At 51.7% G+C, this 16184-nt stretch carries 15 protein-coding genes; 14 read left to right on the forward strand and 1 reads right to left on the reverse strand.

Features of this window, described 5'->3' with window-relative positions; translation table 11 throughout:
• The first annotated feature begins 2 nt into the window (after positions 1–2).
• Genes T320_RS07670 through T320_RS07685 form a run of 4 tightly spaced genes read left to right on the forward strand, consistent with a single transcriptional unit; the run spans position 3 to position 3925 of the window.
• Positions 3–854 carry a MurR/RpiR family transcriptional regulator gene (locus T320_RS07670; RefSeq protein ID WP_037354562.1) on the forward strand — a complete coding sequence of 284 codons (852 nt, stop codon included), beginning with the start codon at positions 3–5 and terminating at the stop codon, positions 852–854.
• Positions 855–856: 2 nt separating this feature from the next.
• Positions 857–1621, forward strand: a complete 765-nt coding sequence (nagB, locus tag T320_RS07675) for a glucosamine-6-phosphate deaminase (RefSeq protein ID WP_037354565.1) — start codon at positions 857–859, stop codon at positions 1619–1621.
• Positions 1622–1634: 13 nt separating this feature from the next.
• On the forward strand, positions 1635–2309 hold the full coding sequence (locus T320_RS07680; protein ID WP_037354567.1) for an N-acetylmannosamine-6-phosphate 2-epimerase: 675 nt from the start codon (positions 1635–1637) through the stop codon (positions 2307–2309).
• Between the two features lie 29 nt (positions 2310–2338).
• Positions 2339–3925 carry a PTS transporter subunit EIIC gene (locus tag T320_RS07685; protein ID WP_037354569.1) on the forward strand — a complete coding sequence of 529 codons (1587 nt, stop codon included), beginning with the start codon at positions 2339–2341 and terminating at the stop codon, positions 3923–3925.
• Positions 3926–4105: 180 nt separating this feature from the next.
• On the opposite strand, the gene T320_RS07690 is transcribed toward T320_RS07685, so the two are convergent.
• Positions 4106–4810 (reverse strand): hypothetical protein, encoded by a 705-nt coding sequence (locus T320_RS07690; protein WP_037354571.1) that lies wholly within the window; start codon positions 4808–4810, stop codon positions 4106–4108.
• Positions 4811–4979: 169 nt separating this feature from the next.
• On the opposite strand from T320_RS07690, the gene clpB reads away from it, so the two are divergent.
• From clpB to T320_RS07740, 10 genes are all read left to right on the forward strand, one after another.
• A complete protein-coding gene (gene clpB, locus T320_RS07695; protein WP_037354573.1) occupies positions 4980–7553 on the forward strand; it encodes an ATP-dependent chaperone ClpB in 2574 nt (857 codons plus the stop codon).
• 101 nt (positions 7554–7654) lie between these two features.
• On the forward strand, positions 7655–8071 hold the full coding sequence (locus T320_RS07700; protein WP_230578448.1) for a GtrA family protein: 417 nt from the start codon (positions 7655–7657) through the stop codon (positions 8069–8071).
• Positions 8072–8109: 38 nt separating this feature from the next.
• A complete protein-coding gene (locus T320_RS07705; protein WP_037354576.1) occupies positions 8110–9558 on the forward strand; it encodes an ArnT family glycosyltransferase in 1449 nt (482 codons plus the stop codon).
• A 19-nt stretch (positions 9559–9577) separates the two neighbouring features.
• The gene (locus T320_RS07710) at positions 9578–10519 is read left to right on the forward strand and encodes a glycosyltransferase family 2 protein (protein ID WP_026760198.1); all 942 of its coding nucleotides are present in this window, start codon (positions 9578–9580) and stop codon (positions 10517–10519) included.
• Between the two features lie 6 nt (positions 10520–10525).
• A complete protein-coding gene (locus T320_RS07715; RefSeq protein ID WP_037354579.1) occupies positions 10526–11380 on the forward strand; it encodes a ChbG/HpnK family deacetylase in 855 nt (284 codons plus the stop codon).
• A gap of 86 nt (positions 11381–11466) precedes the next feature.
• A complete protein-coding gene (gene rsmD, locus T320_RS07720; protein WP_037354581.1) occupies positions 11467–12051 on the forward strand; it encodes a 16S rRNA (guanine(966)-N(2))-methyltransferase RsmD in 585 nt (194 codons plus the stop codon).
• Positions 12048–12527 (forward strand): pantetheine-phosphate adenylyltransferase, encoded by a 480-nt coding sequence (coaD, locus tag T320_RS07725; RefSeq protein WP_026760200.1) that lies wholly within the window; start codon positions 12048–12050, stop codon positions 12525–12527. Before rsmD ends, coaD begins: the two co-directional genes overlap by 4 nt.
• Positions 12528–12551: 24 nt before the next feature.
• Positions 12552–13112, forward strand: a complete 561-nt coding sequence (locus T320_RS07730; protein ID WP_026760201.1) for a hypothetical protein — start codon at positions 12552–12554, stop codon at positions 13110–13112.
• Between the two features lie 161 nt (positions 13113–13273).
• Complete coding sequence (locus tag T320_RS07735) at positions 13274–14821, forward strand: SLC13 family permease (RefSeq protein WP_037354585.1); 1548 nt, start codon at positions 13274–13276, stop codon at positions 14819–14821.
• A 14-nt stretch (positions 14822–14835) separates the two neighbouring features.
• Positions 14836–16173 (forward strand): PLP-dependent aminotransferase family protein, encoded by a 1338-nt coding sequence (locus T320_RS07740; RefSeq protein ID WP_037354588.1) that lies wholly within the window; start codon positions 14836–14838, stop codon positions 16171–16173.
• Positions 16174–16184: the final 11 nt, after the last annotated feature.

Genomic DNA, 16184 nt, shown 5'->3' on the forward strand with positions numbered 1-16184 from the left:
ACATGAAAATATTGCCACAGATGGACAGGCCTGCATTCCGGCCTTCCAAGCTGGATCAAAAATTGCTGGCGTATCTGCGGGAGAATGCCGGAAAGGTGCCTCATATGACGATTTCTCAGCTGGCGGAGGCCTGTGGCACAGGGGAAGCGACGGTGACCCGCTTCGTCAAGAAGATGGGCTATGGCAGTCTGCAGCAGTTTAAGGTGGCACTGGCGGCCGAGCTTACGGAGAACAGCCGGAATTTTATCATCAACCGTGACATTGACGCGCATGAATCGGCATTGGTGACAGGCCGCAAGCTGCTCGAAGCGAATGTCAGCACGTTGGAGAGGACTTTGGCGGCCCTGCCGGAGGGACTGATTGAAAATTGTGCCCAGAAGCTGCTGGAGGCCAGAAGGATTCGGTTTATCGGCTTGGGCAATTCCGGTTTTACGGCACGGGATTCGGCGTATAAGTTCTACCGGATTGGCCTCGAAAGTGCGGGACTCGACAACAGTCACGATATGTTTATGATGGCGGCGCTAGCGGGCAAAGGGGATGTGATTGTGGCCGTGTCACAGTCTGGGCAGTCACCGGAACTTTTGCAGACATTACAGCTGGCACATAAGCAGGGAGCATATTGCATGCTGGTTACGGCTGATGGAGCAGCGGGGCAGCAGGAATTTATCGACGCCTGCATCATCTATGAAGCCAAGGAATCTCTGCTCGAAACCGGCTCTATCAAGGCGAAGCTGGCGCAGTTCTTCGTGATGGATTTGCTCTATACCCAGGTGGTCAAGAAGATGCCGGAGCAGGCTTTGGAAAATAAACGGCGTACAGCAGAGGCCGTGCGCATGTTAAATGGGGAGGAATAGTTATGCGTTTAATCGTTACCGATTCCTACGAAACGATGGGGATGGAGGCTGCCAATATTGTGGCGGGGCAGGTATACCTGAAGCCAAACAGTGTTTTGGGGCTGGCCACGGGCAGTACGCCTGTTTCCATGTATCAGCGGCTGGTGGCAGTTCACCAAAGTGTGGGGCTGGATTTTTCCGAGGTGACAACTTTTAACCTCGATGAATACATCGGCATGAGCCCGGACAATCCCCAAAGCTACCACTACTTCATGCAGGAAAATTTTTTCCGGCATATCAATATCCGTCCGGAAAATGTCTTTTTGCCCAACGGCATGGCAGAGGATATGGTGGCAGAAGGGGAACGCTACGAACAGTTGATTGAGTCCAGAGGGGGCATTGACCTGCAGGTGCTGGGCATTGGTCAGAATGCGCATATTGGCTTTAATGAGCCGGATTTGAAGTTTGCGGCTACCACGCATAAGGTCGAGCTGGACGAGGAAACCATTCAGGCCAATTCCCGCTTTTTCAAGAGTGCGGCGGAGGTGCCAAGGTATGCCATCAGCATGGGCATCAAGACGATTATGATGGCCGAACATGTCATTCTGTTGGCCAATGGCCGCAACAAGGCCGAAGCGGTGCGCAAGGCTGTTTGCGGGGATGTGACCCCGGAGGCTCCGGCTTCCATCCTGCAGCTGCACCGGGATGTGGTGGTTATCGTGGACAGGGAGGCGGCTGCTTTGCTGCCGCCCATTATCCGCGGTGTCAATATAACCTATAAAGAATGAAGGGAGCGATTGGATGAGTTTTTTGGCAGATGTGCAGGGAAAGCTCATTGTATCCTGTCAGGCTTTGCCCGATGAACCGCTGCACAGTTCGTTTATCATGGGACGCATGGCGCTGGCAGCTAAGGAAGGAGGGGCAGTGGCCATCCGGGCCCAGAGCAGTGATGATATCCGGGAAATCCAAAAGGTGACCGGCCTGCCGGTTATCGGTTTGGTCAAGCGGAATTATGAGGATTCCCCCATATACATCACGCCTACCATGGCCGAGGTGGAGGATTTGCTCACGACAGACTGTGAGATGATTGCGCTGGATATGACGGACAGAACACGGCCACATGGGGAAAAGCTGCCGGATTTGCTGGCTAGAATTCATGAAGGCGGCAGGCTGGTACTGGCGGATATTTCCACCTACGAGGAAGGCATGGCTGCGGCAAAATTGGGGGCAGATGCCATTTCGACCACTTTATCCGGCTATACGCCGTATTCGCCACAGCTTTCCGGCCCGGATGTGGAACTTGTGGCGGCATTGAGCCGGGATTTGGACATTCCGGTATTTGCCGAAGGCCGCATCAATGAGTCGGCGGATATTCAGCGGGTCATGGCGGCAGGTGCCTATGCACCGATTGTGGGCTCAGCCATTACGCGACCGCAGCTGATTACGGCAAGATTCGCGCAGGCTTTGTCTGTGTGAAGCATATAATTTTATAAGGGGGATTATTCATGGATTTGTTTGCACAGAATCAGGGGAGCAACAGTTCCTTGTTTGCTAAAGCACAGCGCTTTGGCAAGTCATTTATGCTGCCGATTGCGGTATTGCCGGCAGCGGGTATCTTGCTGGGGATTGGTGGGGCTTTGTCCAATCCCAATTCGGTGAAGGCGTATCCGTTCCTGGATATTGGCTGGCTGCAGAATGTGTTCACCATTATGGCGGCAGCAGGCAATGTGGTTTTTGCCAATCTGGCGATTCTGTTTGCCATCGGTATTGCGGTAGGTCTGGCCCGCTCCGATAAGGGGACGGCAGGACTGTCGGCAGCACTGGCACTGTTGGTTATGAATTCCACCATCAATGCTATGCTGAAGATTACGGGAACGCTGGCTAAGGATAATTTAGCCGGGGTCGGTCAGGGGATGGCCCTGGGCATTCAGACTTTGGAAACGGGTGTATTTGGCGGTGTAGCCGTAGGTATCATGACGTATTTATTGCATACCCGTTTCAACAAGATTGAACTGCCGCAGTTCTTAGGCTTTTTCGGTGGTTCGCGGTTCGTGCCTATCGTGACGTCCTTTTCCGCCATCTTTTTGGGCGTGGCCATGTTTGTGATTTGGCCGCATTTTCAGCAGCTGATTTTTGGCATGGGCGGTCTCGTGGAATCCACGGGTTATATCGGCACGTTGATTTATGGTTTCGTGCTGCGTATGCTTGGCCCGTTCGGTCTGCATCACATCTTCTATCTTCCCTTCTGGACCACGGCTCTGGGCGGCGCGGAAGTCATTCAGGGTCAGCTGGTGGAAGGAACGCAGCGGATTTTCTTTGCCCAGCTTGGTGACCCGAATACGACGCAGTATTACATCGGCATTTCCCGGTTTATGTCCGGCCGTTTCATCACTATGATGTTTGGTCTTTTGGGTGCCTGCCTGGCTATGTATCATACGGCAAAACCGGAGAAGAAAAAACTGGTGGGCGGCCTCCTGCTGTCGGCTGGTCTGACTTCCTTCCTTACGGGCATCACGGAACCCATCGAGTTCTCTTTCCTGTTTGTGGCACCGATGCTCTATGTTCTCCATGCCTTCTTTGATGGCTGTGCCTTCATGCTCGCGCATATCCTGCAGATTACTGTCGGCCAGACTTTCTCCGGCGGCTGCATCGATTTGATTCTGTTTGGTATCCTGCAGGGGGCAGACAAGACCAACTGGATTTACATTCCCATGGTGGGCATTCCCTGGTTCTTCCTCTATTACTTCTCCTTCAAGTACCTGATTCTGAAGTTTGACTTCAAGACGTTGGGCCGCGAAGATGAGGATGAAGTGCTGGAAGCAGCCGACATTCAGAAGGTGGCCGGCCATAAGGATGCAGAGCGCACAGAATTAATCATCAATGGCTTAGGCGGCCGGGCCAACATTGTGGAATTGGATTGCTGTGCAACCCGTCTGCGCGTCACCGTTAAGGACGGCAGTAAGGTCAGTGAACGCATGCTCAAAGAAAGCGGCTGCCGCGGTGTCCTGCAGAGTGGCACTGGCGTTCAAGTCATCTACGGCCCGCAGGTAACGGTTATTAAAAATGAACTGGAAGAAGTATTGAGCTTTTGACCGGTCAATGAATAGACGTGGAAAAGACTGCGAAAAAGACTGTTAATAAAGCAATATTATAACAAAAAGCCCGGTATAACTGTTTCTGGAGCGTTTGAAGCGCAGCTTCTCAGTGGAAGAAACAGTTATACCGGGCTTTTATTATGGAATGGACAATATTATCGAATCAATGGTGGTATTTTATATATCCCAATGCAGCATATCCGGATTCGGCGTTGCTTTATCCACTTCGGTCAGAATCCACGCCGCATTATCATGGGTAGCGGCAAAGGCTTTTTCGAGCCCTGCCTGATATTTTTCGGGAATTTCCATGGCGTGAATGGCCATGTGCATATAATCCTTGGCCACGAGCGTTACACCGCGGGTAGCGGCCAGCTGAGCCTTGAAGCGGTAGCCGTAATAGAGGTAGCTGTTGTGCTCGATGGGAATGTCCTTATAGGCCTCGATGCGCTCATCGACTTCCTTTTCAGCATCGGCGGTGAGGTTCATCTTGTGCATGAGGTTCCAGCGGTCAGCCCAAAGCTCGCCGCGCAGGATGTACTTGTAGAGAAAATCAGTGCCTTCGGCAGCTTCAATCGCTTGATTGATATGGGAGAGGGCTTCGTCAAACTTCCCCTGTTCCTTTTCCAAGGCGCTTAACTTCTGCAGGGCAAAGGCGTATTCTTCGACTTCTTCGCTGTTTTCTTCATTATAATTAGCTTCGACCACGCTGTGGAAAAGTTCGCTGGCTTCGTCCTTCTTGTCGATTTCGTCCATGGCGAGGAAGTGGGCAAGTCTGGCCCGTGCCCGCCAACTGTCCATGCCACCGGCAAAGAGATTTTCGGGCGGATGAGCCTTGGAGTCCATTACGAGATGTACCAATTTATGAAATTCATTCTGTGTCATATTGCAATCCTCCTGCATTTATCATGTTTCCTATTATACATGAAATCGGAGAAGAAAACTAGAATTAAAGTCAAAAAGTCAGAAATAGTATTTGACTTTTTGACTTTATCCTGTATAATAAGGGTAAAGATGATGTTGGTAATAACCGCGAAGTTACGGAGGAAATATTATGGGACAGGAAAAATACACCGCAAAAACCATGGCGGCTTTGCAGGCTGCCCAACAGATGGCGGCGATGCGCTACCATCAGGAAATCACATCCCTGCATGTGCTGTTGGCACTGGCTAAGGAACCGGAAGGACTTTTGACGGATATCTTTAATGAGTGCAAGACGGATTTGCCGATGCTCAAAGCCCGTTTGGAACAGGAACTGGGCAAGATTCCGAGCGTCCGGGGCACAGACCGCCTTTCCATGGGCATGGATATGGTGCGCGTACTGGCGCGGGCCGAGGAATTTGCCAAGTCCATGAAGGACGATTACCTTTCCACGGAACATCTGCTCTTAGGCTTGGCCGAAGATGGCAGCAGTGATGTGCAGTCCATCTGCAAGGAGTTCAAGCTGACCAAGAGCAATATTCAGGGCGCCATCAAAAAGTACCGCAAGCAGAATGTCACGAGCGAAAATCCCGAGGAAGGCTATAAATCGCTGGAAAAATTTGGCCGTGATTTGACGGCAGCTGCGCGGCAGGGCAAGCTTGACCCGGTGATTGGCCGTGACGAGGAAATCCGCCGCACGATTGAAATTCTCTCCCGCCGCACGAAGAATAACCCTGTGTTGATTGGTGAACCGGGCGTAGGCAAGACGGCGATTGTTGAAGGTCTTGCCCGCCGTATTGTGGCCGGGGATGTGCCGGAATCGCTGAAAAACAAGACCCTCTATTCGCTCGATATGGGTTCTTTGATTGCCGGTGCGAAATTCCGTGGCGAATTCGAGGAACGCTTGAAGGCGGTACTCAATGAAATCGTCAAATCCGATGGTCAAATTCTGCTCTTTATCGACGAGGTGCATACGGTTGTCGGTGCCGGTGCCGCCGAAGGCGCTATGGACGCGGGCAACCTTTTGAAGCCCATGATGGCCCGCGGGGAACTGCGCTGCATCGGTGCGACAACCCTCAATGAATACCGCAAGTATATCGAAAAGGATACGGCGTTGGAGCGCCGCTTCCAGCCGGTCATGGTCGGCCAGCCCAGCGTGGAAGATACGATTTCCATTCTGCGCGGGCTCAAAGAACGCTATGAAGTACATCATGGCGTGCGCATCCGCGATGCGGCTCTGGTATCGGCAGCGGTCCTCTCTGATCGCTATATCTCCGACCGTTTCCTGCCGGATAAGGCCATTGACCTTGTGGATGAAGCAGCCGCCAAGCTGCGTACGGAAATCGAATCCATGCCGGCACCGATTGACGAAATCCGCCGCAAAATCATGCAGCTTGAAATCGAAGAACAGGCCTTGAAGAAGGAAACCGACGCGGCATCCAAAGAAAAACTTGCGGAAATTACCGCAGAAAAAGCCGATTTGCAGGCACAGGAAAACACGCTCAAAGCAAAATGGGACAGCGAAAAGCAGGCCATTTTGCGCGTGCGGGCCATCAAGAAGGAAATCGACGAGGTCAACAGTCAGATGGAAAGCGCGGAACGCGCCTATGACCTCAACCGCCTGTCGGAACTCAAATACGGCAAGCTTCCGCAGCTGCAGCAGCAGTTAAAAGAGGAAGAAGAAAAGATTGCCGCCCGCGCCCAGGGCGAAACCCTGCTCAAAGAAGAAGTGGGCGAGGAAGATATCGCCAAGGTCATCAGCCGCTGGACGGGCATTCCCGTCAGCAAGATGCTCACGGGCGAACGGGAAAAACTCATTCATCTGGAAGATGTGCTCCATGAGCGGGTAGTCGGTCAGGATGAAGCGGTCAAAGCCGTCAGCGAAGCCATTCTGCGTGCCCGCGCGGGCATCAAGGACCCCAACCGCCCGATTGGTTCCTTTATCTTCCTTGGGCCGACGGGCGTAGGTAAGACGGAGCTGGCCAAGACGCTAGCCGAAGCGCTCTTTGATGATGAGCGCAGCATGATTCGTATTGATATGAGCGAATACATGGAAAAACACAGCGTGGCCCGTCTTATCGGTGCGCCTCCGGGATATGTGGGTTATGATGAAGGCGGCCAGCTCACCGAAGCAGTGCGCCGCCGTCCGTATAGCGTAATCCTGCTCGATGAAATCGAAAAGGCACACCGTGATGTGTTCAATGTGCTGCTGCAGATTCTCGATGATGGCCGCCTGACTGATGGCAAGGGCCGCGTGGTGAACTTCAAGAATACGGTCATCATTATGACCAGTAACTTGGGCTCTCACGAAATTCTCAACAAGGATTATGAAGAAGCCCAGACGGCGGTCAAGGATATCCTCAAGGATTACTTCCGTCCGGAATTCCTGAACCGTGTGGATGATATCATTGTGTTCAAGGCACTGGCCAAGGAACAGGTGAAGAATATTGCCGGGATTCTGCTGAAAGCTCTGGGCGAGCGGCTTGAACACCAGGTCAAAATCACCTTGGGTTGGAATGAAGATGCCCTTACGGCGCTGGCCGAGCAGGGCTTTGACCCCAACTTTGGTGCCCGCCCCTTGCGCCGACTCTTGGTACATACCGTCGAAACGGCTCTTTCCAAGGCCATTATCCGCGGGGATGTGCAGGAAGGCGATACGGTGAATATCGGCTTTGCTAATGGTGAGTTTACCTTTACAACGGCATAAGAAAATTTTGTTGAGGCTGTCCATAAAAATGGGCGGCCTCATTTACATCTCAGCAAAATGATGATACTATAAGAAATAGTTTTGAAAATGGAGGAGTGGGAGTGAAATTGACCTGGCTGCATAATATGGCAAGTGAATTTTTCACCGTTGCTTTTTTTAAGTTCCTCGTAGTGGGGGTCATTAACACCTTTGACTGTTCGCTGTTTGCCATGCTGTTGATGATGCTCAGCATAGATGGCAATCTGGCTTTTAACCTTGGGTATCTTCTGAGTAATATGCTGGCTTATGCCCTGAACAGCTGGTGGATTTTCCCAGAACCACTGTCCTGGCGGCGGTATGTGAAATTTATGATTTCCTATATACCAAATGCTGTTATCGAGAACGTAATTGTGGTCGTGTTCTATAACTGGCTGGGTGCGCCGCCTTTGGTGAGCTTCCTGCTGGCGGCAGTTTTGGGGATGCCGGTGACTTATATTTTGGTGAAATGGTTTGCCTTTGATCGGCGCTTTAGAGATTGAATAATATACGGAGAATTTAGAAAATTGGAGGACGTTGTATGAAGCAGGAGCATAAGGTAATAGTGGGGCTGACTTTAGCCTGGTTATTACTATATGTATTGGGGAATAATTTTTTGGTCATCACTGACCCGGTGGAAGGAAATTACGCAGAAACGGCCAGAGAAATGCTGGCTGCAGGCGATTATTTTTCACCGCAGATTTATGGCAATTATTGGTACGACAAGCCCATCATGTTCTATCTGGAATTGATTGCGGCGTTTAAGCTGTTTGGCTTATCGGATTTTTCGGCGCGTTTTTTCCCGGCCATCATGTCCTGGTGCGGCATTATGCTGACCTATTGGACCGGTAAACGCTTCTACAATCAGCGGACGGGTCTGTACGCTGCTGTACTGATGATGCTTTCCCTGGAATACTGGTATCTGGGGCATGCTGTCATCACGGATATGACGCTCTTTATCGCCGAGTCGGTATCGCTGATTGGCTTTTACATTGCCTATACAGAAAAGAATGTAAAATGGTATTATGCGGCTTTTGCAGCCTCCGGCATTGCGGTATTGACCAAGGGGCCTATCGGCCTGTGCCTGCCGGGACTTATCATCATGCTGTTTCTGCTCTGGCAGCGGGATTTCAAATTCCTGTTTAATCGTCACACGCTGGGCGGCTTTGTGCTGTTCTTTGCCGTTGTCAGCCTCTGGTATGTACCCATGTACCTGCAGCATGGCAGCGATTTTATTCTGACCTTCCTGGGCGTTCACAATGTGCTTCGGGCAACTGTTTCGGAACATCCGCGGGATGATGTTTGGTATTATTATACGCTGATTTTTATGGCAGGCTTTTTCCCTTGGTCCTTTGTCTTTGTGCCGGCAAAAATCAGACAGTGGTTTAAGAAACGTCCCTGCCTGCCGCAGATGCCCAGAGAGCGTTTCCTTTTACTCTGGGCCGTGACGGTATTTGTGGTTTTCCAGAGCTTTGCGACTAAATATGTCAGCTATACCTTTCCGTATATGATACCGGTCGCCCTGTTGATGGTGTCCTGGTTCCAGCAGCATACCAAATTCTTTACCCGTATGGCCGGTGCAATGGCCGTAACCTATGTGGCCTTGTTGTTCCTCGTGGCTGCGCCCATCATGCATGAGCGTTCTGCTCATGATATAGCTGTGATGGTGAAGCCGCATCTGACTGCTGATACGCAGGTGTACTGTTTTAACTGCGGCGAGCCCGCTTCCTTTGCGTTCTATACGGAGACGATACCCCGCCGCCTGGAAAGCAGGGAGCGCATCAATGCTAAGAAAAATAAAGAGATATCCTGGGATGCCAAGAATGTCATGTCCTTAACGGCTTATGACGAGGTTTCGGACGATAGCCCGGTAATGGTGATTACAGGCGGGAATAATTATGAAGCGTTGAAGAAAGCGATTCCGGGTCAGTGGCAATCGTTGGGGGCAGCTGGTGAATATCAGGTTTATTACCGGCCCGCAGCAAAGTGAAAGAAGATGTTAAGTAGCAATGAAAAAAGTATCGATTGTTGTACCAGTTTTTAACGAAGAAAAAAATCTGGTTCATTTTACGCAGGCTGTACATGAGGTAATGACGAAAACCAGCTATGCGTTTGAACTTATTTTTGTAGATGATGGTTCCAGTGATGACAGCAGCAAAATTCTGGATGAGTTGTCTGTGCAGTACGAACAGGTCAAACCGATTTTCCTGTCGCACAACTACGGCCATCAGATTGCCCTGACCTGCGGTTTGGATCATGCCAAAGGGGATGCGGTGATTACCATGGACGGGGACATGCAGCATCCGCCTGCACTCTTGCCGGTATTGCTGGGCAAGTGGGAGGAAGGCTATGAGGTCGTGCAGACCATCCGTGAAGCTACGGAAGGTGTCTCGTTCTTCAAGAAGCTCACGTCCAAGTATTATTACCGTTTCCTGAATATGATGTCGGAAACGAAGGTTTATCCTGGCGGTTCGGATTTCCGTCTGCTGGACAGAAAGGCTTGCGATGCACTCTGCCGCTACCGTGAACATGACCGTTTTATCCGCGGCATGGTTGGCACGCTGGGCTTTAAGCAGACCATTTTGCCCTTTACGGCGCCGGAACGCTTCGCCGGGGAATCCAAGTTCTCCGTGAAAAAAATGAGCAAGCTGGCCATGGATGGCATTTTGGGGTACTCTGTTGTTCCCCTGCGCCTTTCCTTCTATCTGGGCAGTGTGTTTGCCTTGTTCAGCATTTTGCTGCTGGGGCATGTGATTTGGGAATTTTTGCATGGCAACGTGGTTACCGGCTGGACTACCATTATGGTCTGTGTGGTTCTGTTCAGCGGTGTGCAGTTGATGATTCTCGGCATCATGGGCGAATATATCGGCCGTATCTTCAAAGAAGTGAAGAATCGTCCGTTATATTTGACGCGTGAAGAACGGGAGAAAACTGCCGGACAGGGAGAGTGAAGTGTAATGCAGCGTGGATTATTGCTGAATGCCGATGACTTTGGCAGACATTCGCTGATAAATGGCGCGGTGGAAAAAGGTGTAGCGGAAGGCTGCCTGCGTTCTGCCAGCTTGATGCCCGGAGAACCCTGCTTTTCTGAGGCAGTGGCGCTGGCCAAGAAATATCTCCAGTTGGGAGTGGGGATTCATTTTACGCTGGTGGATGGCAATCCCGTTTCGCCGGCAGGAGAAATTCCCACACTCGTTACGCCGGAGGGCAAATTCCTGCCGAATCACACGGCTTTTGTCAAAAAATATCTGCAGGGCGGGATTTCGCTGGCCGAGGTTCGCACAGAACTTACGGCACAGCTCGATAAGGTTTTAGCGGCGGGCATTACGCCCACCCATGCTGACAGTCATCAGCACATCCATATCCTGCCGGGAATTTTCCCTATCGTGTTGGATATACTGGAAGAACATGGCATCAAGCGGGTGCGCACGCCTAAGGTCAGCGGACGGCCGATGGATTTCTTCACAGGCGGATTGGGGCAGATTATTGGCCGCTGGGGCCTCTGGGGAATTTCCGCTTTTGGCAAACGGCAGGCCAAGGGGCGCGGCTTTGCGACCCCGGATTATTTTTCCGGCAAGGTGGCCGGGGATGCCGTGGATGAGGCTACGGTTTTATCTATTGTTGAGGAAATGCCGGCCGGCGTGACAGAGGTCATGCTGCATCCGGGATTGTCCAATAACGAACTCGTCAAATACAGTGGCTGGGAACATGACTACGAAGCCGAATATGCGGCCAGCTGCTCGCCTAAACTCAAGGCACTGCTGGACGAAAAAGGCATTGTTCCTGTAAACTATGCGGATATGGAGCGATAAAATTCCTTTCCTTATGTAATAGTAGTTCACTATTTATAAAAAATATGTTAAAATAATAGTGTTTCTGTGTTTAGGGAGTGAAAAGGATGCGCATAATTACCGGTTCGGCCCGTGGCTGCCGCTTGAAAACGCCCAAGGGGGCAGAGGTGACACGGCCTACGGCGGACAGGGTGAAGGAGTCGCTGTTTAATATCCTGGGGGCCATGGTTGCGGGACGGAAGGTACTGGATATCTTCGCCGGGACCGGGAATCTGGGCATTGAAGCCCTTTCGCGAGGCGCGCAGTCGGCGGTTTTTGTGGATAAAGCCACGGCGAAACTCATCGGTGAAAATCTGCAGCTGACCCGTCTGGCGGAAAAAGCGGTGGTGCGCAGCAGTGATGTGTTTGCAGAACTTTCCCGTCAGGGGGCAGGCAAGGCGGCGTTTTCGCTGATTTTCTGTGACCCTCCCTATCATAAGGGACTCTGGCAGCAGGCGCTTGCGCAGATTGACAAGTCAGTCGGCCTTATGGCAGAGAATGGAATTTTGGTGGTGGAGCACGGCGCTGATGAAAACGATGTGCCGCAGCTTGACCGGTTGAAATTGGTACATAACCGCCGCTATGGTCATACCACCCAACTGAGTTTCTTTCAATGGCGTTCTTATGTGGAAGCCGAGGAGGAAGAGGAATGAGAAGGGCGGTATGTTCGGGCAGTTTTGACCCGGTTACATTAGGACATGTGGATGTATTTGAGCGGGCCAGCCGCATGTTTGATGAATTGATCATCTGCGTGTTCCGCAATATCGATAAAAAAGGTTTTTTCTCAGTGGAAGAACGGGTGCGGCTTATCGAAGAAGCAACCGCTCATCTGAACAATGTAAGGGTGACTTCCTTTTCCAGTCTGATTACGGACTTTATGGTTCAGCAGGATGCCCACATTATTGTGCGGGGCGTGCGCTCGGTAAAAGATTTGGAATACGAGGAAAATGAGGCTTATATGATTAAGCATCTGAACCCGGAAATTGATACCGTCTTTCTGCTGACCCGGCCTGACCTTTCCTATGTGAGTTCGTCAGGGGTTCGGGAAGTGTTCCGCTTTGGCGGCAGTGTACATGGTTTGGTCCCGGCCTGTGTTGAGCAGGCGATGCAAGATAAAAAAGAGAAATGAGTATGGGGAAAGGAAGTAGCAGCTATGTCAGTACGCGAGACCTTGGACAAAATTGAGAATATGGTGGTGGGAGCTTCCCGCCTGCCCTTTACGGAGAAAACTCTTATTAACGATAACGAACTGGTGCATTATGTGGAGGAACTGCGCAACGATTTGCCCAAGGAACTCAACCGGGCTGATGAAATCATGCGCAACCATGACCAGATTATTCGCGAGGCGGAAGAAGAAGCCGAGGAAATCAAGCGCAAGGCGCGGGAATATGCAGAGAGCATCACTGAGGAGAGTGAGATTGTCAAGCAGTCCCGGGAAAAAGCACGGGCTATTGTCCAGCAGGCTCAGGATCAGGAAAAGGAAATCATGGAGCGCACGCAGGCGAATGCAACGCAGCTCCAGAGCAATGCGGATGCCTATGCTAATCAGGTATTTGATCAGCTGATTGGTCATGTAAATGGCACCTTCCAGGGGGTTCGTCAGGCAGAAGCAGGTCTGCAGCAGGCTTTGAACGTTCTGCAGCAGGCCAAGAATCAGATGAATCAGCAGGCTGCTCATCAGCAGGAACAGCATTTTATAGCTGAAGCAGAGTGAGTAATTATTTAGAATATAAGTATTATCCAGCTGCCGTGGCCGAATTATCGGTTGGGGCAGCTTTTTGTTTTATCTTGCAGGAATAATGGGGGAGAAGGCGAATAACCTCAAATAGAAGAACTGTTTGATATGAAGTGTATTGAGTAAAGGAGGTTTGTAACGTGGACAAAAGAGAATCTGAAGCGGCGGCGGTGAAAGCGGCGGAAGAAGCCTTTGACCGCAGGCGGCGAACCATTGGTTTGTTCGGCGCCCCCATACTGGCATTGCTGGTGTTTATGACACCCATTGACGGTTTGACTCTGGCCGCTCACAAATTGCTGGCCATCATGGTATTGGTTGCTCTTTGGTGGATCACGGAGCCGGTGCCGATTCCTGTTACTTCCCTTATCGGGCCGACGCTGGCGGTTATTACCGGCGTGGTGCCGGTGGGCACAGCTTTTGCAGCCTTTGCCAATTCCATGATTTTCCTGTTTATGGGCGGATTTATTCTGGCCAAGGCCATGATGACCCATGGACTGGACAAGCGCTTTGCTTACTGGCTGCTCTCCCGTGAATGGGTGGGCTCGAATCCCAAGCGGATTTTCCTCGCGGTCGGTTTGGCAGCGGCCCTTTGCTCCGGCTGGGTCAGCAACACGGCTACTGCGGCTATGATGTTCCCCATCTGTCTGGGTCTCTTAACTTCCATCAAGGAAATGTTCGCCGCCAATGGGCGGGAAATTCATCTCCATGAATACAAATACGCGACCGGACTTATGCTGATGACGGCTTACTCCTGCTCCATCGGCGGTGTTTTGACGCCCATTGGCACGCCGCCTAACCTCATCATGCTGGGCTTTTTGGATACCATGTGTGATATTCATGTTTCCTTCTTCCAGTGGATGACCTGGGGCCTTATTGCAATGGTTGTTTATTTTGTGATTGCCTATGTGGTGCTTTCTCATATGTTCCCCGCTGATGTGGATCGGATTGAAGGCGCGGATGTGTTTATCAGAACCAAGCGGGAGGAACTGGGGGGCTGGACCCGCGCGCAGAAAAATACACTGCTGGCTTTTGTTGTAGCTGTAACCCTCTGGATACTGCCGGGCTTTTTATCCATTGCCCTCGGCAGCACCGACCCCACGCTCAAAATGTATAACCGCCTGTTCCCGGAAGCCATTGCGGCTATGGCAGGTGCACTATTGCTGTTCCTGTTGCCGGTGAATTTCAAGGAACGCCAGTTCACTTTGAAATGGTCGGAAGCCATGCAGGGGATTGAATGGGGGACACTCATTCTCTTCGGCGGCGGTTTGGCCATGGGTGGTATGATGTACAAGACGGGCCTTTCCCAGTGGGTGGGCGACCTCATTGTCAGCTCCATGGGCGGCGCCCCCTCGGAAGTGGCCATGGTGGCGATCTTCTCGGTGATGGCTTTGCTTCTCTCGGAACTCACGAGCCATACGGCAGCGACCAACATGATTGGCCCGCTGGCGATTACGGCAGCCCTTTCGGCTGGCATCAGTCCAGTGCCGGTGTCCGTAGGTATTGCGCTGTCGGCATCTTTGGGCTTTATGCTGCCAGTATCTACACCACCTAACGCCATTGTTTACGCATCCGGTTACATTCCCATTACCAAGATGATCAAGACCGGTGTCTACATTGACTTTATCGGGATTGCCTGCGTGACGATTCCGCTGGCCATTTACTTTGTCAACTGGATTACGGGAATGTGAGGAGGAATAAAGCTATGCAAAATCAAACCCTTACAGAGAGCCTCGCGGCTTTCGACCCGGAAATATATGGGCTGCTGCAGGAAGAAATTCAAAAGCAGCGCTTTACGCTGTCGCTTCTGCCTACATCCAATGCGGTTTCTCCCTTTAGCGCATATTTGAAGGGCAGTATCTTCGGCAATGGCCAGCTGGATTATCATGCGGTACAGAGCCATATGAAGTTGGAGGATATTGCTGAGACGCGGGCGGCAAAACTTTTCGGCGCCGACCATGCCATCGTGCGCATTTCGGATATCGCCGCGGCTTCCCGTGTAGTATTTCAGGCCTTGGCTACGACCGGGGACACCATTCTGTCCTTCAATCGGCGCAAACTTGAACACTGCATCGGCGAACATCTGCAGTATGATTTTATCTCGTTTAGCATAGAGCCGGAAACGGAGCAGATAGATTTGGCCCGGGTGGAACAGCTGGCAAAAGCCCGCAAGCCCCGGCTGATTATCTATTCGCCTGTAAATTATCCCTTGCATTTGGATTATGCAAGACTTAAGGAAATTGCCAAGGCCGCAGGGGCGTATCTCTGGGTGGATATCGGCCAGAATGCCGGAGCTGTGGCCGCAGGATGTGCACCGTCACCTGTTCCCTATGCAGATGTGGTGACCCTGCCTACGGGCGATTCCCTGCAGGGGCCGCATAATGCGGTTATCCTCACCAGCAAGGAATTGGCGGACAATATGGATAAGGCCGTACTCGATACCGGTCACTCCATGGTGAAGAAAAATGTGCTGGCGGCTCTGGCTACTACTTTCCTCGAAGCGGGCAGTGAAGCGTTCAAGGCCTACTGCGAGCAGGTGCTCAAAAATGCCAAGGCGTTGGAAAAAGGCCTTCACGACGCAGGCGTCCGCACGCTTTGCGGAAATACGGAAAACCATCTGGTTCTGCCCTGCCTGCCGGAGGGAACGGCACCGGATGATATGGTGGGAAAATTGCGGGAGGCAGGTTTCCTGGTGAAGGGGGATACTATGCTGACCTCGGATGACGGGGTGACCTTCCCCATCCTGCGCCTTTCAGCCCTTGACCCCACGACCCGGGCCTTAAAGGAAACCTCCATGCAGGCCATCGGGAGAACCTTAGGCGAATTTATTCAGTCCAGTGGTGATGAAGCGGCGCAGAAGAAAGCTGCCACGCAGATTCGCGCGATACTGATGAATAAGCCGCTGTTCTCGGATGAATGGCTGCCGCAGAATATCAACCTCACGCCGGGCTATGGTCAGAAAGACCTCAATATCGCCCAGGAAGTGGAAGCGGAGAAAAAAGAAGCGCAGGCAGAACGCATGTGGAGTTTTTGGGACAATTAAGGATATTACAA

This window comes from Selenomonas sp. FC4001 (genome assembly GCF_000701565.1).
In the GTDB taxonomy this organism is placed as follows: domain Bacteria; phylum Bacillota; class Negativicutes; order Selenomonadales; family Selenomonadaceae; genus Selenomonas_A; species Selenomonas_A ruminantium_B.